This window comes from Butyrivibrio sp. AE3006 (assembly GCF_000424165.1).
Classification (GTDB): domain Bacteria; phylum Bacillota; class Clostridia; order Lachnospirales; family Lachnospiraceae; genus Butyrivibrio.
The window spans coordinates 194,371-216,069 of sequence record NZ_AUJJ01000001.1 but is presented as its reverse complement, the minus strand read 5'-3'; the positions used below and the strand labels follow the sequence as shown (position 1 = coordinate 216,069).

General features: G+C 43.9%; 15 protein-coding genes. All 15 read right to left on the bottom strand.

Annotated features, from left to right (window positions below; translation table 11 throughout):
- Positions 1-25: 25 nt before the first annotated feature.
- A complete protein-coding gene (locus tag G603_RS18730; protein WP_026669014.1) occupies positions 26-1,930 on the bottom strand; it encodes a sensor histidine kinase in 1,905 nt (634 codons plus the stop codon).
- On the bottom strand, positions 1,927-3,675 hold the full coding sequence (locus G603_RS0100830; RefSeq protein ID WP_026669013.1) for an extracellular solute-binding protein: 1,749 nt from the start codon (positions 3,673-3,675) through the stop codon (positions 1,927-1,929). Before G603_RS0100830 ends, G603_RS18730 begins: the two co-directional genes overlap by 4 nt.
- Positions 3,672-5,666, bottom strand: coding sequence for a glycoside hydrolase family 31 protein (locus tag G603_RS0100825; protein ID WP_026669012.1), 1,995 nt, complete (start codon positions 5,664-5,666; stop codon positions 3,672-3,674). Before G603_RS0100825 ends, G603_RS0100830 begins: the two co-directional genes overlap by 4 nt.
- A 112-nt stretch (positions 5,667-5,778) precedes the next feature.
- Positions 5,779-6,996, bottom strand: a complete 1,218-nt coding sequence (locus tag G603_RS0100820; protein WP_026669011.1) for an ABC transporter permease — start codon at positions 6,994-6,996, stop codon at positions 5,779-5,781.
- A 67-nt stretch (positions 6,997-7,063) separates the two neighbouring features.
- On the bottom strand, positions 7,064-8,278 hold the full coding sequence (locus G603_RS0100815) for an ABC transporter permease (RefSeq protein WP_026669010.1): 1,215 nt from the start codon (positions 8,276-8,278) through the stop codon (positions 7,064-7,066).
- A gap of 11 nt (positions 8,279-8,289) precedes the next feature.
- The gene (locus G603_RS0100810) at positions 8,290-9,795 is read right to left on the bottom strand and encodes an efflux RND transporter periplasmic adaptor subunit (RefSeq protein WP_026669009.1); all 1,506 of its coding nucleotides are present in this window, start codon (positions 9,793-9,795) and stop codon (positions 8,290-8,292) included.
- Positions 9,792-10,499, bottom strand: a complete 708-nt coding sequence (locus G603_RS0100805; RefSeq protein WP_026669008.1) for an ABC transporter ATP-binding protein — start codon at positions 10,497-10,499, stop codon at positions 9,792-9,794. Before G603_RS0100805 ends, G603_RS0100810 begins: the two co-directional genes overlap by 4 nt.
- Positions 10,500-10,778: 279 nt before the next feature.
- Positions 10,779-12,323: an alpha-amylase family glycosyl hydrolase gene (locus G603_RS0100800; protein ID WP_026669007.1), complete on the bottom strand. Its 1,545-nt coding sequence runs from the start codon at positions 12,321-12,323 to the stop codon at positions 10,779-10,781.
- Between the two features lie 9 nt (positions 12,324-12,332).
- Positions 12,333-12,527 (bottom strand): hypothetical protein, encoded by a 195-nt coding sequence (locus G603_RS21165; RefSeq protein WP_051207307.1) that lies wholly within the window; start codon positions 12,525-12,527, stop codon positions 12,333-12,335.
- Between the two features lie 15 nt (positions 12,528-12,542).
- Positions 12,543-13,346: an ABC transporter ATP-binding protein gene (locus G603_RS18725; RefSeq protein ID WP_051207305.1), complete on the bottom strand. Its 804-nt coding sequence runs from the start codon at positions 13,344-13,346 to the stop codon at positions 12,543-12,545.
- On the bottom strand, positions 13,339-14,322 hold the full coding sequence (locus tag G603_RS0100790) for an ABC transporter ATP-binding protein (RefSeq protein ID WP_026525542.1): 984 nt from the start codon (positions 14,320-14,322) through the stop codon (positions 13,339-13,341). The genes G603_RS18725 and G603_RS0100790 overlap by 8 nt, the downstream gene beginning before the upstream one ends.
- Positions 14,323-14,326: 4 nt before the next feature.
- Entirely contained in the window at positions 14,327-15,163 is an 837-nt protein-coding gene (locus G603_RS18720) for an ABC transporter permease (protein WP_051198060.1), read from the bottom strand.
- A gap of 11 nt (positions 15,164-15,174) precedes the next feature.
- Positions 15,175-16,173 carry an ABC transporter permease gene (locus tag G603_RS0100780; protein ID WP_026494993.1) on the bottom strand — a complete coding sequence of 333 codons (999 nt, stop codon included), beginning with the start codon at positions 16,171-16,173 and terminating at the stop codon, positions 15,175-15,177.
- Between the two features lie 144 nt (positions 16,174-16,317).
- Positions 16,318-18,321 (bottom strand): ABC transporter substrate-binding protein, encoded by a 2,004-nt coding sequence (locus G603_RS0100775; RefSeq protein ID WP_026669006.1) that lies wholly within the window; start codon positions 18,319-18,321, stop codon positions 16,318-16,320.
- A gap of 138 nt (positions 18,322-18,459) precedes the next feature.
- Positions 18,460-21,579, bottom strand: a complete 3,120-nt coding sequence (locus G603_RS0100770; protein WP_026669005.1) for an alpha-mannosidase — start codon at positions 21,577-21,579, stop codon at positions 18,460-18,462.
- Between the last annotated feature and the right edge of the window lie 120 nt (positions 21,580-21,699).

Sequence of the window (21,699 nt, the reverse complement as noted above, 5' to 3'; positions counted from 1 at the left end):
TCTTTTCCTCCTCTAAAATTCCGGCTTAAATCTTACCGGATTCGTCAGCTCCCAAATCTTCCTCTCGTTGTTTTATTCCCTTTCCGTCGGGAGGCAGGGCCAGCACAACACTTGTACCCTTTCCTTCCTGGGATCTTATCAAAAGACCATATCCTTCTCCGTAGTAGAGCTTAATCCTTTGATGTATATTGTAAAGTCCGATGCTTCCGGCTCCCTTTTCATCGGTCTCAGACTTCTTGATCTCAAGAGATTTATTCAGTTCATCAACCTCCTTGGGGCTCATTCCAAGGCCGTCATCATTTACGGTAATAAGGAGCTTTCTGTCAGGCTCTTCACCTCTTTCATATTCAACGATCACACTTACATGACCGTTTCTGTCCATATCCTTAAGGCCGTGACTCACCGCATTTTCAACAATCGGCTGCAAAAGAAGCGGCAATATATGGTACTGTTTTGGATCAAAATCCTCAGCAATATAGAAGTTCCAATTTACCTTTTCTCCAAAGCGGAGCCTTTGAATCTGCATGTAGCTATCCACATGCTTAAGCTCATCATCAAGAGTTGATACACTTCTTCCTGTGCTTTCTAGAACATAGTGCATTATCTTTGCAAGGAATTTCACTGAGGTGGCAACATTCTTATCTCCGCCTCTTATTGCCTGCATTCTGATAGCCTCTAAGGTATTATACAAAAAGTGCGGATTTATCTGCTCAGAGAGCATCTTAAATTCCATGTTCTGCTGCATGTTGATAAGCTGCTGCTCGCGAATTTTTGCTTCGTAGTATTTGCCCTCGTTCTCTCGGATTTTTTCCGTAGTAAGCTTAAGATCATTGAAGGTATCTGTAAGCTCATCATCTCCGGAAAGGCTCTCGATGATATCGTAGTCTCCGGTGCTTGCTCTGTGCATGGCTTCTCTTAGTGCCGATACCCTTGCGGTAAAGAACCTGGAATATAGGAAAATAGCTATAACAGGGCCCGCTATCGCAAGAAAAAGAACTATAAGGTAATTCCTCAAAATCGATCTAACGATGTTGTGAGCATCATAGTCGCCTATAAGAACGAAAAATCTGTTATCCGCTTTATATGGAACAAAGCTTGAAACATAGGTAAGGGCAACTTTTCCATCCAACATCATATCCCCGAGATAATTGTAATCATCAGGATCAGCTGTTGCAGCTTCAGGCATCTCTATTCCCTGCTCATCATATTCCGATGCAAAAAATGTGGGATAGCCTGCCAGATTAACAAGCATATAATTGTCCGTTGTTAAAAGTCTGTTTCGCAAATAATTGCTGCTGATAGTAACAACAGCGTAGGCTCTGCTTCCGCTGTTACCAGTGTTAAACCGTCTTACAAGTGTAAGCTCGTAGGCATCCTCATATTCATTAAGCGGAACATGCATGCAGGTGTATGTATCCCAGGCATAAGGGTCTATTCCGCTATACCACTCAAACCTGCTGAAGGGATCATCTGCAGTGCCACTGCCTGCCGCTTTATCGGCATCATCTCCCACGGCTTCATTTCCGCTTGGCCCAACATTTATTACCATATTCCCTGAAGGAATCGCAGGATTGTTGGTATAAACAGCTATGGATGAAATGGCTGCTGTTGTTCTTCGCAACGATGTAAGATCTCTGTTTAGAGAATCAAGCTCGTTTTGCTGTAAGCCTTCAAAGCTGCTTCCCGACAACAAATCTCTGTAGCTCTGCAAAGAAATAATAGGCTCAAGATTGGTATAAAGACTTGAAGTCACATCAAAGAGAATAGATTTAACTCTGGTATTTTCAGCCTTTATCTGTTCCTCATATCTTTGATTCATCTGCCTGACAAGCAGGACCGCTGCAATTATGCCAATGATTGCAATCGGAATTACAATGGCAAAGAAAAGCACATTGTACATCTGTCTGCCGACACTACCCCGGCGCCTCATGGTGACTCCTTTGCTGCCTGCTTTAAGACTTCATATCTCTTTTTGGCATTCTCAATATTTACTTCAAGGAAACTGTCATAATCCAGTCTTGAAAGCGTTCCAAGAAGCTCCTCTTTTAATCTGTAGAACTCATCTTCGCTTTCTGAAAAAACCATCCTCCAGGAATAATCTATTATTGTCTGTTTGCACTGCTCCTGAACCGTTTTTAAATAATCGGGATATTCATCCTGAGCCCACTCGGTTCCCGGGACTACAGTGATCATGTTGTTCTCCTCAAAGTAGCCTATGGGTGTAAGTTCAGTTCGATAGTGTGCTTTCCAGTCATCGGTTATATAAGTTGCAGTTCTATCCCTGTAATCCTGCCACATACCATAGTAATAAGGATTCCCCCGCTCATCTACTTCCTGCTTATCCAGGGGTTTAAAGTTAAACCAGGATACGCCCTCAGTCCAGGTCCCTCCGCCAAACTCTTCAGGCACCTGAAGATCAGGCTTCATATTGATAAAAGCATCAACGCCAAAATCCGTAAGCTTTGGACCGTCCTCCGTCATCTCCCAGGTTAGATTCTCAGGGCCTCTGAAATTTCCTGTGGGAGATCCGCAGCACTCTATTCCCTCAGGAGAATAGAGCCAGTCTACAAAATCAACCAGCCTTTGAGGATCCTTGGTGTTCGAACCTATCATCAGAGAAAAGCTCTGTCTTCCGTCAGGATCATTTCCCCATGTAAGATAGCTGGCATCCTCAACAACTATAGATTCAAAGCCCTTTCCCTGAGCAAGATGGTCGTCTGAATTATATAAAGAGGTTCCCATCCAGGGCCAAAATGTATACAAAACTGCCCCGTCCTTTACCTTTGATGCAACGGTTTCATAGTTCTGATAAGGCGAGTCCGGATCCACCAGTCCCATCTGATTAGCATCAAACAAAAGCTTTACCATTCTGAAATATATGGAGTCCTTATCAGCAATTGACTGGATATCTCCTGTGGCAGGATTTAAAAGGACAAAATCCTGAACATCATAGCCGTAGAGAGCGGTAAGTGCACCTGCATTCTGCATGGCTCCGCCGTCCCAGTCCCTGAAAAGACTAAAGGCATACACATCCTCTCCGGAGTCACTTTTCCCTGCAATATTCTGCATTTCCTTAAGAACAGGAAGTATATTTTCCAAAGTGGAAATCCTGGGATACCCAAGCTGCTTGTACAGATCAAATCTGATGAAAGGAGCATTTGTTGTCTCGTCATAGTCAGAGGGCTCAGAAGCTGCATTTTCCGAAATCTCGCTGGAAATAGCCCACAGGCCGTCAACTCCTGCGTAGGCAGAAGAAGCCTCCATCTGCTTTCTGTATTTTTGCAGATTCTCATGACCCTCCAGATATGAAGTCATATCCAGTACAAGCCCCTCTCTTACCATCTCGGAAAGCCTGCCGTCATCTACGTTTGTCATAATGAGATCGCCCAGCTTTCCTGAAGCTCTCATGGTCTCGTAGGTGGCTTCGCCGTTATGATCCTGATTCTGGGATATGATGTTTAGCTGCATATTGAATTTTTCCCTGACAATATGGGCAAACCATCCCCTCTGAAGTCCCTGGGTATTGGCCTGGGTATCAAAAACATCTATGGTCAGAAACTCAGGATATTTGTTTTCCCCTTCGGTTTTGCCCTGGTCACCAAAAGGCAGCCCACATCCTGTAAGGATGCAGACTGCCATAATTACTGAGACCAGTTGTGATAACTTTTTTCTCATACTCTCTTAAATACGGGAATTGACTCTATAGGTGCTGCCGCTGTAATAACGCAGCCACCGTCGTAGGTCTTTCCGTCACGAATGTCTTCCCATTTTCCTTCGGGAAGATATACTTCTCTCTCAAACTTATTGAGCTCCATGATAGGTGCAACAAGGTACTTATCACCAAACATGTACTCATCATAAACTTCCCAGCTCTTCTTATCCTCAGGGAACTCATAGAAAAGAGTACGAAGAAGAGGTGATCCGTTTTTGCTTGCTTCTTCATAAAGTGACTTGATGTAGGGTTTAAGTTCATGGCGGAGCTTCAGCTGATCCTTCATGATCTTAAAGTTCTCCTCACCATAACTCCAAAGCTCATTGTCCTGACCTGTGTGGAGATAGCCGCCACCAAAATCTCTGTTATCAAGCGGTGGAATATCATAGGGTCCTCTGTCTCCGTGCATACGAAGAACCGGTGAGAACACTGCAAATTCATACCATCTGATAAGAAGCTGTCTGAAATCAGGATCGTTTACATCATCTGTCATGAAGCCGCCGATATCTGTTGTCCACCAGGGAATACCTGCAAGACCCATGTTAAGGCCTGCTGCCAGCTGATCTTTGAATGCCTCGAAGGTACTGGGAACATCTCCTGACCATACCACGTTAGCGTACTTCTGGCTTCCTGCCCATGCAGAGCGAAGAAGGTTAACGATAGGCTTATCGGATTCTTTTTTCATATTCTCAAAGAACAATCTGCTGTAGCACTGAGGATAGATGTTGCTCACTTCAAGTGCGGGTCCAAGATAGTATCTGAGAGAATCAAAATCATACTTAACAAGATCAGGCTCTGAGTTATCAAGCCAGAACATGTCTATGCCAAGATCGTAGTAATTCTTTTTGCAGACATCCCATACGTACTGTCTTGCTTCAGGATTGGTGGCATCAAAAATTGTGCAATCGCCCTGATAGTCGTAGTTCTGGAGGCCGCCTCTCTCATTTTTCAAAAGAAGACCTCTCTCTAACATATCGTAGAAATGTACGCTTCTCTTATCAACAGAAGGCCATACGGAAACAACAACCTTGATACCCATGCTGTGGAGCTCGTCCACCATTGCCTTAGGATCAGGCCAGTAGGTCTCATCAAATACCCAGTCACCCTGAACTGTCCAGTGGAAGAAATCGATAACTATGCAATCAATGGGCACATCATTATCCTTGCAGGCATGTGCAACCTTAAGCACTTCCTCCTGGGTTCTGTAGCGGAGCTTACACTGCCAAAGTCCCATAAGATCCTCAGGGAACTCAGGTGCTCTTCCTGTTACTTCTGTGTAACTCTTAAGAAGCTCCTTGGGTGTATCTGCAACTGTGAGCCAGTAATCCATTTCCTTTGTGGATTCTGCAACCCACTCTGTAAAGTTCATACCAAAGCTTACGCGGCCAACTGCAGGATTGTTCCAAAGGAATCCATAGCCAAAGCTTGAAACCGCGAAAGGAACCGTAATCTGTGAATTCCTCTGCTCCATATTCAGAACGCAGCCCTTAAGATCTGTGTAAGGCTGCTGATACTGTCCCATACCAAATATCTTCTCGCCGTCGTTACTCTCAAACTTAACAGTGAGATGATAGTCACCGCCCACGTGGGGCCTGTAATCTCTGTTTACATATTTAAGACATCTGCTCTCCTTTGACTCTGTTCCGCCGTAGTTACGGAAATACTCTCTAAGGAAAAGAACATCATCCTTATAAAAAGTAATAACTCCCGCAAAGTTCACGGTTGCCTTAATCCTGCCGTTAGTGATCTCGGCAAAAGGTCCGTCCTCTCTGTCTGTAATGGTAACTATAGTCTTTGCTGCAGCTGTCTTCTCTGTAAGAGCCCAGTCGTTGCCTGTAAAATCAGGATACATGGTACTTCTTACGCGAAGTGAATTCTCTCCCCAGCCTTCTATGCGAAGTATCTCACCCTGTCTCTTAGCAACAAGAGCGCCGTTATCATTAGAAAAAATCATTTCATATCCTCCACATTGATTAATGATATAAGATTTCACAATGATATTATTGCATTATTCACCTCTTAAAAACAGTGATTTTTAAACCATTTATAAGTATTTTTTGTACTTTTTATTCCTGACGAAGTGCATCTATGGGATTGAGTCCCGCTGCTCTTCTTGCGGGATAAATTCCAAAGAAAAGGCCGTCTCCTATAGATATAAGAACTACAAGTATGACATCTATTGGTCTTATTACAGGCGGGAAGGACATGAAGTTCTTAACTATTGCAGTAAAGGCAACTCCACCAAGGAATCCGATAAAGCCACCGATAAGAGTAATTACCGCTGATTCCGTAAGGAACTGGATCAAAATGTAGGAGGTTCTTGCACCTAAGGATTTTCTGATACCGATCTCTCTTGTTCGCTCTGTTACCGTAACCGTCATGATATTCATAACGCCGATACCACCTACAATAAGAGAGATTGCTGCAATAAGGGCAACAACCATGGTAACTACATTCAGAATTCTGTTATAGGTATTTGCCATTGAAGCAAAAGACTGAATCTTAACGGCATTCTCACCTCTAAGATCAAGAATGTTCTCAGTTACACTTTTTACTTTAAGAGCAGATTCGTCTGCTGTTCCGGGAGATGTATAGATTTTGAAGCTGGTAAGCTTATCACCCTCCATTCCCAATTTGCTACTAAGGACGGTATAGGGAACATAGGCAGTGTACCAATAATAGCCCTGTTCACCTCTTTTGATAGCTTCGTAGGCTGACTGTATCTCCGCATCAGGGCTTGATGTAATACCAATTACTGTAAAATCGATACTTTTTGCGCCAAGATTAATTGTAAATTCTTTTTCGAGAACATCATAGGTTCCAAAGATCAAAAGCGCATCTCTTTGTGACAAAACGCATACGGCTGATCCCATCTCCACATCATCATCTCTAAAGAATCTACCTGCGTAAAAGCCCGACGTAATTTCGTTGTAAATATCTGTAGTTCCGCCATTAAGTCCTATGTAATAGTCCTGGCCCTTAATATTTACGGTACCGGTGGTACTAAGAGTAATGGTGGCGCCAAGTATATCAGGAACTGCATCCTTAATTGTCTGTATGTTTTCCATTGTGAGATATCTGTCAGTTTTTTTGGGGTCAATATTTATGGTAACACCGCCGGCTGACATATCATCCAGACTGGAATTTACGTAAGCCTTCATTCCGTTACCAATTGACAGTATTGTTATAACTGATGCAATACCTATGATAATTCCCAGCATGGTAAGGAGCGTTCGGCCTTTATTCTGTTTTATACTCGAAAAAGCACTGATAATGTATTCCAACTAATTATCCTCTTATCATGTTATTTCAGTAAAACTTACAAAATCAAAAATGTTTTGGATCTGTCCGTCAGTTTCTTGCAAGGGCATCTATAGGCTTAAGCTTTGCTGCCTTTCTTGCAGGATATATTCCAAAGAAAATTCCTATCATCATTGAAAAAAGTGCAGCTCCTATAACAATTACAGGATCAATAACCGGCTTAAGCTCAAGCAGTATGCAGCCCACATAGGCAACGCTTATTCCAAGGACTATGCCCACAATGCCTCCCATAAGTGAGATAATTGCCGACTCCGCCAAAAACTGTATCATTATCGCTTTTGTTCTAGCACCGATGGATTTTCTTATACCAATTTCTCTTGTTCTCTCTGTGACAGATACCAGCATGATATTCATAACACCGATACCGCCTACAACCAGAGATATACCCGCAACAAGAGACATGAAGGCCGTTATGGCTCCCATAATGGAGTCAACTTCTTCACTGATATCGGACATACTCATATAGTAAACTGCATCCTTGCCTCTAAGTCCCATCATATTCTCAACATATCTGACTACGTCCTTAACTATGGTTACCGGCTGATCGGAGGTCCAGAACATCTCGAAGTCATAATACTCTGAAACATCTATTCCATAAGCTTTGCCATAGGTGGTAAGAGGCATCTCGATCATGCAGGTGTAGTCTTCACCCTCCATGGCCATCATCTGTGCGATCATTTCGCTCCAGTTCTCTTTGATTCCTATGATCTCAAGCTCTACGGATTTGCCTCCCATAGATACTTCTACGGTCTTGCCTATAGCATTGGCAGTGCCAAAAAGATGCACTGCATCATCCTCCATCAAAACGCAAACCCTTGCACCCTGATCAACCTGATTCTCATTAAAGTATGTGCCCTCTTTCAGCTTCGTACCTGTGGAATACTGATAGTCAGCGCCTGCTCCGTATACATAGGCGTCAAAGGCACCCTTGTACCCCGTGGCAATACCCTGGGCAGCTTCGTAAAATGTAGTACCCCTAAGCCCGAAGTTCTCTTCTATGGTTTTGAGGTCCTCACTCGTAAAGCCCCTTTCTGCAACTGTTCTATCAATATATATCTCAGCCACATTTCCGCCGATGGCATCCACTTCATCCGATACATATCTCTCCATTCCGTTACCTATAGTAAGAACGGCAATGACGGATGCAATACCGATTATGATTCCCAGCATGGTAAGACCTGTACGCATCTTATTGCTGCGAATATTTTTCATGGCACTTTCTAAATATTCTAAAATCGTATCCATTATCTATTCCGTCAATTTGCATTTGTTTCTACTACAGCAGTACCTTCTACAAGTGAAGCGGGATCTGTTGTAACAATTCTGTCGCCTTCGCTGACACCTTCCTTAATCTCTGCATCAGTACTTGTTGTAAGTCCAAGAGTTACAGGCTTTCTTACAAGAACGCCGTTTTCAATTACGAACACAAAATCACCCTCGCCGTCTGTTCCGATATATTCATAAGGAACAACAAGAACACCTTCTGCCTTCTCAGTGTGAATCTTATTCCCTGCTTCTACGCCAAGGATAATTGAATCATCTGGATTGGTGATCTTGATCTTTGCATCAACTACAGGAACTCCGCTGGCGTTATTGACAGCCTTTCCTGCAATGTGAACAACCTCGCCTTCATACTGATTAGCGCCGATTGTAATATCAACCTTCTGACCAACCTTGATCTTACCAAGGTCAGACTTGGAAATCTGGATATCAACCCTTACGTTGTCTGTACTTTCAATAGTAAAGAGCTTTGCTCCCTGTGATACAGTTGCGCCATCCTCTGCTGCAAGCTCTGTGATAACACCTGAAAACTCAGCGGTTACTCCGCTTTCAACTTCTTCGATATCTTCGATAGTATCATTGGTCTGAAGCTCCGTAAGCTCTCTCTGAGCATCCAGTGCACTCTTTTCGCCTGATGTGAGCTTACTCATCTCTGCAGATGCCTGCTCGCTAAGGTCAGCCTTCTCTTCATTTAATGCAGTTATCTGATCATTCCAGTCCTTGATCTCGGGGTCATTTTGAAGTGCATACTGAACCTCAGATATTGCATTTGAAATCTCAAGAGACATCTGGTTACCTTCTTCAGAATTCCTCTCATTGGGAGCATTGTTATTCTGTGTCATATCATAGGAATCCGAAACACCGTTCTCATCCACATCCTGTGACACCTTCTGCAGATCTGTCAGGGTTCTGTTCATCCTTGAAGTTTTCTCTGCAATCTTATCATTGAGAGCATCAATCTGAGCTGTTATCTCATCAAGTCTTGTGTTGATGTCATGGATACTTCTACCCTCAAGCACATCGATTGTCTTGTTATTTTTCTCAATACTTCCGCTGTAGCTTCCATTAGCCTGCTGAAGATTAAGCTCAGCAGTCTTCTTGCTGCTCTCTAAAGTCTCTGTATCATAGCTATAGAGAACATCGCCCTTATTTACCCTGTCACCTGTCTCGAGCTTTGGCATCTCAATGGGTGCTGTGAGTTTGGCAAAATAAGACTTAGTTTCATCGGAAGCAACATTTCCGCTTACGGAAACGATAACCTCAATGTCACCCTTTGCTACAATATCTGTTGTAACAGGAGTGGGTGCATTCTTCGCCTTTACATTGGAATAAACCACCCATCCTATAATAAGAACTATTACCGCAAGAACTATCCACTTTACAAACCCCTTCTTCTTTTTACCGGGAGTGTAGCTCTCTGTAATCTCTGTTGTATTCTCCCCTTCTATAGCTGCCTTCTGTTTTTTCTTAAATAAACTCATCTTTCCTCCTCTTTGAAATCTGTATTGATTTCATCGCTGGCAATTTTTCCATCGCTGATTGTTATTATTCTTTTTGCCTGTTTTGCTATGCCCGGGTCGTGTGTGATAAGTATTACCGTTCTGCCCTCTGCATAAAGCTTTTTAATGGTCTGTATGATCTCTCTGCTGGATCCGCTGTCCAGGTTACCTGTAGGCTCATCCGCAAGCAGTATGGGCGGTGCCTGGGCTATGGCCCTTGCTATTGCAACTCTTTGCTGCTGACCACCTGAAAGTTCAGATGGCTTGTGGGTCATTCTTTTTCCAAGGCCCACGTGTTCAAGAGCATTTACCGCCAACTCCCTTCGCTTCTTTTTGGAAACGCCTCTGTAAATAAGCGGAAGCTCCACATTCTCAAGTGCCGTTAGTGACGGTATCAGGTTGAAGCCCTGAAATATAAATCCTATCTCGCGGTTTCTGACATCTGACTGTTCGTCGTCCGTCATGTGGGAAACATCCAATCCATGAAGTAAATATTTCCCACTGGTGGGCGTATCAAGACACCCAAGCATATTCATAAGCGTAGATTTTCCGGAACCGGACTGACCGATTATTGCGACAAACTCGCCTTCTTCTATTGAAAGACTTACATGATCCAAAGCCCTGACTTCATTTTCCCCCGGATTATAAATCTTGCAAATATCCTTTACTTCTACCAGTGCAGGCATGACTCCTCCTATAATCCATGCAATACCGAATAAATATAGAAAATATCGACACTACATTTGTTTTTGAAATTAAAGCTAATACAATAAGAACCTTATACTATAACGATTTAGAATACAAGATGTCTTCATAACTTCTTTCCAAAGTATAAACTATCATTTCTGCCTTAAACACGTTAAAAGCGCACAGATAATGGCGTATTTTACACTGTTTTGGAGGAATTAGGCAAAAATAAACTCCGCGCAGAAAAAATTGCGCGGAGTTTCCAAAAATACATATTATCAGCGAACTACAACAAATGTTTGCGGTGCCAGTGTTATCTGACTTCCAAGAGTAGCTTTTCCGATGGAGTAGATAACTTCACCATCTACTGCAACCGGTGCTGTCTGCTCCTTATTAGAAGGATTGACTGCTATGGTAAGGCTTCCTCTCTTATATACAAAGGCTTTGCCTTTTTCAGAGCAGAGGACCTTGAACTCGGCATCTGCCTGAAGGTCCTCCTCCTTATGTCTGAGAGCAAGGATTCCTTTTACCATGTTAAGAAGTGAATCGGGATCATTCTCCTGGGCTTCAACAGTCGGAGCATCTGCTGCGCTATCTACAGGCAGATACAAACTGTCTTCGCAGCCCTCGGAGAATCCCAGATTCTTGCCCTTTGTCCACTGCATAGGGGTTCTTGAACCGGTACGGAAATATCCGCCTTCCTTGGTGGGAAGCTCAAGATATCTCATTCCGATCTCGTCGCCGTAATACAGGTAAGGAACTCCGGGCATGGTGAACAGGAACGCATAGGCAAGCTTAAGTTCATCAGGTTCCAGCGTATACCTTGGACGGTTGGTGTCGTGATTGCAGGTGAGCATAGAGATGTAGCCTACCCCTTTCGTGTCCTCATACCATTTTAGATATTCATCGAGGAATCGATTGATGTCCCCGTCACCATCTTTTTTAAAGTAGGAATTATCCTCATGTTCTTCCATTCCGAATATAGCGTAGTCACGCATAAGTGTGGAATAACCTCCACCGGGAATATTCAGATAGAAATCCATGTCGTAGCCTGCTCTGAGAGCCAAAGGCGGATTACTCCACTCTGATACCATGGCTGCTTCCGGGAATTCCGCATCCAGCATCTTACGAACATCAAGCCATATTGCACTGGTTCCGGACTTTTTCTCATCATCATGCTTAACAAGTGATGATGCCATATCAACTCTGAAGCCGTCGCATCCATGAGAAAGCCAGAATCTCATAACATCCTTAAGAGCTTCTCTAGTAGCAATTACATCCGGGTGATCCATAGGAAGCTGCCAGGGCTCTTCAGGCTTAAGGAAGCCATAATTAAGTGCCGGCTGGCACTTAAAGAAGTTAAGAGCGTATGTAGCACTTCTCTCACTCTCACCGCCAACATAATTAAGATCAGCTGCTTTCTGGAAGCAGAAGTCAGTCCAGATAAAACGATTGGTGTATTCGTTTTTCTCTGCCTTCTGACTCATCTTAAACCACTCGTGCTCCTCGGAGGTATGACCGGGAACAAGATCTAAAAGAACCTTGATTCCTTTCTTGTGAGCTTCTCCGAAAAGTCTGTAGAGATCGTTATTGCAGCCGTATCTTGGAGCTACCTTCTTGTAATCCCTAACATCATAGCCTGCATCCTTAAAAGGAGAGTCGAAGCAGGGATTTATCCAAAGCGCATTGCATCCAAGATCTTTTATGTAATCAAGTTTATCTATGATTCCGTTAAAATCTCCGATTCCATCCCCATTGGTATCATAGAAGGATTGAGGATAAATCTCATAAAATACTGCATCTTTTAACCATGTTGCTGCCATTTTTAATCCTCACTTTTTCTCACTTAAAAGTTCCTGCTGTCTGTCCATAGCTGCCTTTAAAGGATGGAAGCAGTAAACACTTCTTCCGCCCTCGATAGCAACCTCATCGGGTTTATTCTGTCTGCATTCATCGGTAGCATATGGACACCTGGGTGCAAATTTGCAGCAGGTAAGTGCGTATTCCTTGCTCTCCATATCAGGCATTACAAATTCCTGATTTCACTTATCTCCTACACGAGGAACCGCTTCCATAAGAAGCTCTGTGTAAGGATGAGCAGGATAATCCATCAGCTCTTTTGCAGGTCCATACTCTATAAGGCCGCCTCTGTAAAGAGTTGCGATATAGTCTGATACGTAATAAGCAGTGGACAGATCATGTGTAATGTAAATAAATGAAATATTGTATTTGTCTTTTAGTTCCTTGAAGAGGTTTACTATGTTCATCTTCATGGAAGCATCAATAGCCGCTACAGGCTCATCAGCGATGATAAGCTTGGGTCTTGTAATAAGAGCTCTAGCGATTGATACTCTCTGAAGCTCACCTCCTGAGAACTGTGCCGAGTACTTTCCCTGAACTACAGCAAGAGACATTCCTACGCTCTTAAGCGCTTCGTCAGCCTTCTGTTTTGCCTCCTCCATATTCTTCGCTATTCCAAGCTTCAAAGCGGTGTTGTACAGATATGTATCAACAGCTTTTCTTGGAGAAAAGGATTCGTATGGATTCTGGAAAATAGGCTGTACATCAAGCTTAAACTGCTTGGGATCATAGCCGTTTTTATCGCTGTAGCTTCGTCCGTTAAGGACGATATCTCCACCGTCAGGGGTGTGGAGTTTTAGGATCATTTTACATAATGTAGATTTTCCGCAGCCTGACTCACCTACTATAGACAGAATAACGGGTTTATCTGTGCCTATCTTGAGGGATACGTTATCGACAGCAGTCATCTTTTTACCTCGGAGCATACCTCCGATTCGGAAGACTTTTGAGACTCCCTTAACCTCTAATAAATAATCGTTAGCCATCGATCATTCCACCTCCCTCTTTCAGTAAATGACATGCCGCAAATCTGCCCGGCTTGATCTCCCTGAACTGGGGAACTTCGCTTCTGCACTTGTCAGTTGCGTGGGGGCAACGGGGAGCAAATCTGCATCCCGGCGGCGGATTTTTGAGTTCCGGCGGACGTCCCGGTATTCCTACCTTGGCGCTCTTATCACCAACCTTGGGAAGAGCATTTACAAGCATTGTTGTGTATGGATGAAGCGGATCCTCGAAGATTCCTTCTGTGGGGCCCAGCTCTATCATACTGCCTGAGTACATGATACCCATGCGGTCGGTTATCTGATAATGAACACCCATATCATGGCTTACTATTACCATGGTGTTCTTAAGCTGTTTCTGCAGCTTGGTGAGCATCATGAGGATACCCCTCTGTACCACAACGTCAAGAGCTGTGGTAGGCTCATCTGCAAGAACAACATTAGGTGACATGAAGGTTGCAAGCGCGATGATAACACGCTGTCTCATACCACCTGAAAGCTGGAAGGGGAATGCCTCTAAAATATCGGGAGAAAGACTAAGCTCCTCCAGATAATTGGCTACTCTCTTAAGAGTCTCCTCCTTGGTTTCCTTCTTCCTGTCCTCCTTGGGAATGGAATCCAAAAACTGCTTTTTAAGTCTTGTTATGGGATCCAGAACCGACTGAGCTGCCTGAGGAACATAAGCGATGTTGTTCCACCAGGTTTTTCTTATTTCGCCGGATTTAAAGGAGAACTCTTTACCATCCTTTGTTCCGGAAAGAACTATCTGTCCCTTATCTATCTCAAGGGGCCACTCAATGATGTCGTAGAGTGTCTTAAGAAGGGTAGTTTTTCCGCAGCCGGACTCACCGGCAATTCCGAATATCTCATTATCATTGATCGTGAAATTGAGATCATTTAATACGTGTACGTCTCCATCGATTGTCTTGTACGTGGTAGACAGATTTTCAACTTTAATCATATTTTCACCTACCTCTCTTCATAGCAAGATAATCGTTATAGCCCGTGATAAGAAGGAAAAGACCTATGAACATCACGATAGTTGCCACGATAGGTGATCCGATCCAAAGCCACTGCTTGTTGAATATGGCATTTCTCTCTCTTGCCCACTGAATCATGTTTCCAAGAGAAACAAGGTTCGCGGGAGAAAGACCAAGAACTGCCAATGAAGACTCTGATGCAATAGCAGCCAGGGTTGCATTCATAAAGTTTGAAAGTGACCATGTGAATGCAAAAGGAAGAATCTCAGTTACAACGATCTGAACCGTGCTCTCACCTGAAAACTTGGCTGTCTGAATGAAATCACGCTCTTTTAAGGTAAGGGCCATGGACCTGATCTGTCTGCTGGGCCATGCCCATGCGAACATAGCAAGGACAAGCGCAATCAGAAAAACCGTGGATGAACCCTTCATAAGGGATGTCATCAGGATCAGAATAGGAAGTGAAGGTATAACAACGAAAGTATCTGTTATAACCATAAGTATTCTGTCCAGGATTCCGCCGGAAAATCCGGAAAGAAGTCCAACGAATACACCAACCACTGTTCCTATGGTTGCAACTATAAGTCCGATTACCAGAGAGTTGTGGATAGATTCAACAAGGAGCCACAAAACATCCTGTCCCATGGAAGTGGTTCCAAGGATATGTCCTTTACAGGAACCAAGCTTTGGATCATAGGTATTAAAAGTAAAAGGATCCGCATGGGGAATGAAATAAACCACGAAGCCGATCACTAAGAAAATTGCTGTAATTATCATTCCTGCCTTGAGAGCAAAGTTTGCATTTTTCCATAATCTTTTCATGCGACACCTCCTTATGAATATCTGATACGAGGGTCGATGAAGGGATAAACCAGATCGACAATCAGGGTTGCGGTTGAAATAGCTACGATTGAAATAGTTATACAACCAAGTATCATATTGTAGTCAGACTGCAAAATAGCCTTCTGAATAAGAGTACCAACTCCGGGATATCCAAAGATGATCTCTGTCATGATGGAACCGCCAAACACTCCGCCAAGGCTCATTGCAAGAGCTGTAACCTGAGTAAGAATGGAGTTCTTAAGAACGTATTTTGTTCCGATTACACCTTCGGAAAGTCCACGATAACGAGCATACAAAACGTAGTCCTCTTCTGATGTGGTTGCGGCAAGAGATTTCATGGAGATGATCCACCAGCCTGTACCAACAAGAAGAAGTGAAAGTGCCGGTAATATGGATGATTTTATAAGGGATGCCATGAAGACACCAAAGCCCTGGAAACTATTGATAGTTGTAGTCAGGGGAAACCATCCTAATATGTATGCAAAGAAGATCTGCAGTACCAGTGCTACGAGAAAGTAAGGAATCGGGTAAATACAGATAGCGATTCCTTCCAGAATTTTCGATGATCGTTTGTTTTTCCTGAAGCCTGCAAGAAGTCCTATCATATTACCTATTATCCATGCCAGGATTGTCGCTATCATTGACAGTCCTACGGTATAGGGAAGATATGTAGCAATAATCTTGCCTGCCGGTTCAGGGTAACTCATAAGTGAGGGGCCAAAGTCAAAATGTAAAAGTCCCTTCCATAAAAATGATGTATACTGTTCAGTCAAAGATCCTTCAAGACCAAACTGCAGTCTAAGGGATCTTCTTAAGGATTCCATCTGCTGTGGATCCATAGAACCAGAACGGGCGGAAATCTGTCCGATCATGGATTCAACAGGATCTGACGGAAACATTCTCGGTATAAAGAATATAAATGTAACGCCGATCCAAATGGTCAGCGCCCACGTCGCCAGACGCTTTAAAAAATAAGTTCTGAATTTCACGAAACCACCAACCTTTTTTCTAGAATCAGGGATACAACCTCCCTTGTTTACAAGCTACGTAAAGCCTGTTAAGAACGCACCTGCTCGTTCTTTTAGATAAAGAAGGAGGCGCACCTGCACGCCTCCCTCCACCATTATTAAATATTACTGGGGCTGAAGCTCAGCTACGATGTACTTGAAGCAGCTCCACCACCACCAAGGACCATTGTATGCGTTTTCAGCATTGGGATAATTGCCCCAATATGTGCTGTTCGTAGGAACGAACTTAACGCCTGAATGGAATGAGATGAAAGGCATATCTGTGAACTGAACCTTGATGAATTCCTGAGCGAGCTCATAAGCTTCATCAGAATCAGGAGATACCTTTGCAAGCTTGTGGATAATCTCTGTTGCTTCCTTGTTGTTCCATCTTGAGCCCTGGCCTGAACCAATCTCTCCTAAAGGAACGATGAGGTCAGCATCCCAACCATTGATCTGTGAATAGATATCCTTGGTTATGAAACCTGTCGGCCAGTAACCTGCAATATAGAAGTTACCTGTACCACCGTTAGCATCCCAAGTTGCAGAAGACTCAGAAGAAATGTTGCAGTTGAAACCAAACTTTGTGAGCTGGTCGTATGCAGCCTGAACACCACGTCCTGCCTGTGCTTCTGTGTCTGCAAGGTATGTAAGGTTAATTGTGAAAGGTTCACCATTAAAGTACCAGCCGTCATCCTTCTTCTCAAGACCGGCCTTGATGAAGAGCTTCTCAGCTGCTTCAGGATCATACTTGATGCATCCTACACCAAACATGTCTTCAAGATAAGCATCGTCGCCTGTGATACCAAGCTTCTCTGCCATACGGTTCTTATACTCAGAATCCCAAGGCTTGCATGTTGTGCCATCGCCAAGATCAAGTTCGAAGTTCTCAAACCAGTCGAGCATGGGCTTAGCATAGAGTTCCTGGAAAGCTGATGTGTTACAAAGGATACCAAACGGTGATGACCTTCCGGCACCATCGAAGATATTCATTGAAATCTCATCAAAGTTCATTGCAAGAGCAACGCCCCATCTGAAGTCAGCGCTGTCATAAGGAGCACCCTGTCCCTGTGAGAAAGCGATACCCTTTGAGCAGGGATCGTCTGATGTAGCATAAGGGAATTCGTTATACCATGCGGAGATCTTATCGTTAGAACTCATCATGGATGTAAGAATTTCGGGAGTAACTTCGCAGAGGATATCAACTTCGTTCTGGATCATAGCCATCTGTCTTGTGGTGTCATCACCAACGTAGCGAACCCAAACGTATTTAGCTGCACACTGCTTGCCTGTTACAACACCAACTGTGGTGTTTTCCCAATCCTCACGGCGCTCATAAAGAACCCATTTTCCAAGAGGATCGTAACTCTTAACTGTGTAAGGTCCAGCAACTACAGGATTCTCATCCTTGAAAGTTGAAGGATCATCAACCTGAGAATAGATGTGCTCAGGAACGATTCTAAGATCATTACCCCAGATAGTAACACCCATCTTCAGTGCAAGACGAGGGAAGGATTCCTTTGTCTTGATAACTACTGTGTAGTCATCAGTTGCTTCTACAGATTCAAAGATTGAATTGTAGTAATCACTTGATGAGATACCGGGTGTGTTCATGATCATGTTAAATGTGAAGGCAACGTCCTTAGCTGTAAGGTCTTCGCCGTCTGACCATTTGATACCCTGACGGATCTTAACTGTGTGCTCTGTGAAATCAGCGTTGGATTCAGGCATGCCATCGGCAACCTCACCAAACTGTTCACCCTTGGATGTATCCATTTCCCACATCATTGCTGACATAAGCTGATGGATACCAAATCCGGCCTGAGTACCCTGCATGTAAGTATTGAACTGTCCGGGAACGTCGGTAGGTGACTGAGTCTCAACGATAAGTGTCTCGTTTCTGGGTGTACCAACCTCAGTCATCTCACCTGTAGGAGCTGAACTCTCTGTAGCTTCAGTAGTTTCAGCTGCGTCTGATGAAGTAGCATCTCCCGTTTCCTGTGTTGTCTGTGCTGTGTCGGCTGTTCCATCTGATCCTGTTGTAGCGGGTGCTGTGCTGCCACCGCCGCAGGCCATTAAGGAAACAGTCATCATGGATGCCATAAGAATGGAAACCAATTTCTTCCTCATATAGAAAAACACCTCCTATTATAATAAGTCTTTCTTATATTCTCTGCGTTCATAGGACCTGAACCCCTTTTTACCTTATCCTTTCCTCCCTCCTTTCTTTTCGGTCTTACAAAAGCAGATGAAACCTTTTTAAACCAGTCAGCCCTTTATTCTGACTGTCTTGACTTCGAAGGCTCTGAAATCAAGAGCGAATTCTCCGTCAAATTCTCCGATACTCTCCTGCTGTTCCTCCAGCATATTGCAAAGATCTGCGCTTCCCTTAAGCATTGTCCTTACTGTAGCAGTTGTTGCGGCTCCTGCTGCCTCATAAAGTCTCATGATCACATCGCCGGAACCATCCTCTGCAGGTTTAACTGTATCTATGAAAATATTATTTTTATCTGCCTCTGCTAATGAGAAGCTTTCTGTTTTTCCTTCAAAAACATAAGGCTCTACATTAAGCTCATAGCCCTTTCTTACAACATCACTGTCTATGAAGCTTCCTTCCCATGCAGTAAATGCATAGGTGAATTTGTGATGTCCCTTGTCGGCTCTCATCTCAGGGGATGCAGCACCTCTAAGAAGTGTAAGCTCCAAAGAAGAACCGTTCATGCTGATTCCGTACTTACAATCATTAAGTACCGCTACGCCGCTGCCGCCATCTGTAAGGGCTGTATATCTGTGGTTACAAACCTCAAAACGATCCTTGTCATAAGCTCTGGATCTATGGGTAGGACGCTTTACATAACCAAACTGCATCTCGTTTATACCCTCAGTAGCATAGATCGTTGTGGGGAAGCCCACCTTGAGGAGCCTGTGGAGTTCGTCCCAGTCAACCTCAGTTTCAAATCTTATTCTGTCATCCTCTGCATCAAGAGAAATGATCTGCTTATAGGTAGAATTGCTGATTTTTCCGGTTACCAAAAGCTTTGCACAAAGGCCGCCGTCTTTTATCATCTCTACCTGAATATCTGTTGCACCTTCTATCTCCTGCTCGATGTAGTTGGAATCAATATCCCATGCATCAAAGAGTCTTGGTACATCCTTAAACAGATGGAATCTGTTCATGGGTTCCCCCGCAAACTCTTTTCCGGAAGACTTAAGAACAAAGCTTATAACCTCGCCCTTATCGTTAACTACCGCTCTAACCTTGCTGTTTTCAAGAACGAAATCAGTACCTGTCTTTAATGCTGTAGCCTTGACTTCATCCACTGTCTCATCACAGGGAAGAATTGTAACTGCTCCCATTGAAGGGATTGTTATGCGGGCTACTGTCTTACCGTCAGCTGTCTCTGTCTGAAGAGTTTCACCATCAACTGTTTTAGCACCCTTTGAAAAGCTCTCAGGAAGCTCAACAAGTCTTGTGGTCTCAAAGGAAAGAGTGTTGAACACTGTTACTGCACCGCTATCATCAGCTTCGCAAACAGATGCTGCATATTCCTTCTGCTTATCTGCTGCCTTTTCTCTTACCTTCTCCATACGCTCATTGGATTCAATGTACATCCTTGCGATTCCTGAGCCGGGAAGTATGTCGTGGAACTGGTGAAGAAGTACTTCCTTCCAGAGATCACCTGCTCCGTTAAGGTCGTAGCTTCCGCCCTTTAGAAGTGCTAAGCTTCCAAGGAATTCCATATCTCTGAGAGCAAGCTCTGCTCTTCTGTTATTATTCTTAACCTTAGCCTGAGAGGTGTAGGTACCTCTGTGAGCTGAGAAATAAAGCTCGCCTGTGTAGGTATTAACAGGGCCGCCCTTTTTATCCATGTCCTCAAAGAACTCTACAGGGCCTGCCATCTTAACCTTCGGAGCACCTTCAAGATCCTTTTCTCTAAGGGCATACTCAACATAGTCTCTGCTGGGGCCGCCGCCTCCATCGCCATATCCGTAAGGAAGAAGGAAAGCATCGAGGTCCTGAACCTGGCTTCTGCCCTTCCAAACTTCATCAAGCTGCGTGGGATCTGTTCTGTAGGTGTAGCTTGTAGGTAAGAACGCGGTGATCTTGGTTCCGTCCATTCCTTCCCAGTTGAAGTAGTGGTAAGGGAAAATATCACCTTCGTTGTAGGACCAGAAAATCTTCTGAGTAACAAGATACTTAACATCGCAGCCCTTAAGAATCTGAGGCAGCGCCGCTGTGTATCCAAAGGTATCTGGAAGCCAGAGTACTACGCTGTCTACTCCAAACTCTTCCTTGTAATACTGCTTACCGTAAAGGAGCTGTCTTATAAGTGCTTCGCCGCCGGCCATATTGGTGTCGGGCTCAACCCACATAGCACCTTCTGCAATCCACTGTCCGCCCTTTATAGCTTCCTTGATTCTCTCAAAGAGCTCCGGATAGTATTTTCTGCACATCTCATATGCAGCAGGCTGACTCTGAAGATATTTGTATTCAGGATACTGTTCAATGAGTCTTAGCTGAGCTGCGAAGGTTCTTGCTGTTTTTCTGTAGGTCTCCTGCATAGGCCAGAGCCATGCAAGATCAAGATGCGAATTACCGATTGCATAATACTCAGGCATTGTGGAGCCGTTCTTAGCTTCAAGATAAGGCTTGATTGCTTCTCTTGCCTCACGGTAGCTTGCTATTCTGGCTTCCTTGTCCTGTTCAAAATCAACTATCAGAGAAAACTGCTCAAGAGCTTTTGCAATCTTGGCTGCTCTGAGTGATGTCTGATCCAGGGTTCCAAGAAGCTGATTAAGTGTATCAACGTCCATATAAAGCTGGTAAGCATCCTCGTTCCAAATACCGAAGGTGCTGACACCAAGCGTTCTGCGCTCTCCCTCAACTGCAGGATCCTGATAACTTCCGGGAAGTACCGGTCCTGTAGCACATCCGCCATCAGGAGCTTCCGGTACATAATGTCCTGCGTAGGTCTCCATGAGAATATCAAATTTCTCACCTGGCTTACCATCTGTAGTGAGCACGTTGTCCTCGATATAGTGATGAGGCACCCAAACCCACTCTGCTCTGTGAGTTCCAAAGCTCTTACCGTTTACAAAAAGTGTGCTTTCTCCGCCGGGTACAAGCTTCATTACTATGCGCTTACCTGCTGCACTCTCCGGCAAAGTAATGGTTGAGCGAAACCAGCAATACTCCCAAAGATTACCCCAGGTGAATCCCGGCTCTACAGGAGCAAATGTCAGTGAATCCAATTTATCAAAAGGAAGCTCTTCCATTGTCCTTGCAGCTTCCCATTTGAATTCTCCTATGGGCTCATAGAAATCGTCTTTCAGAGTACGCATCCAATGTGATATTCTGCCTCGCCACTCCGAATGCATTACGTTCATAAAAAATCCTCCCTTAGCTGTCTGCTTAATCTAGTAATTTTGTTTCTATATTGTGGAATGATCTAGAATTGGGATGTGCATTTTAGATATGCACGTGATTAACAGAAATTAACATTTTTA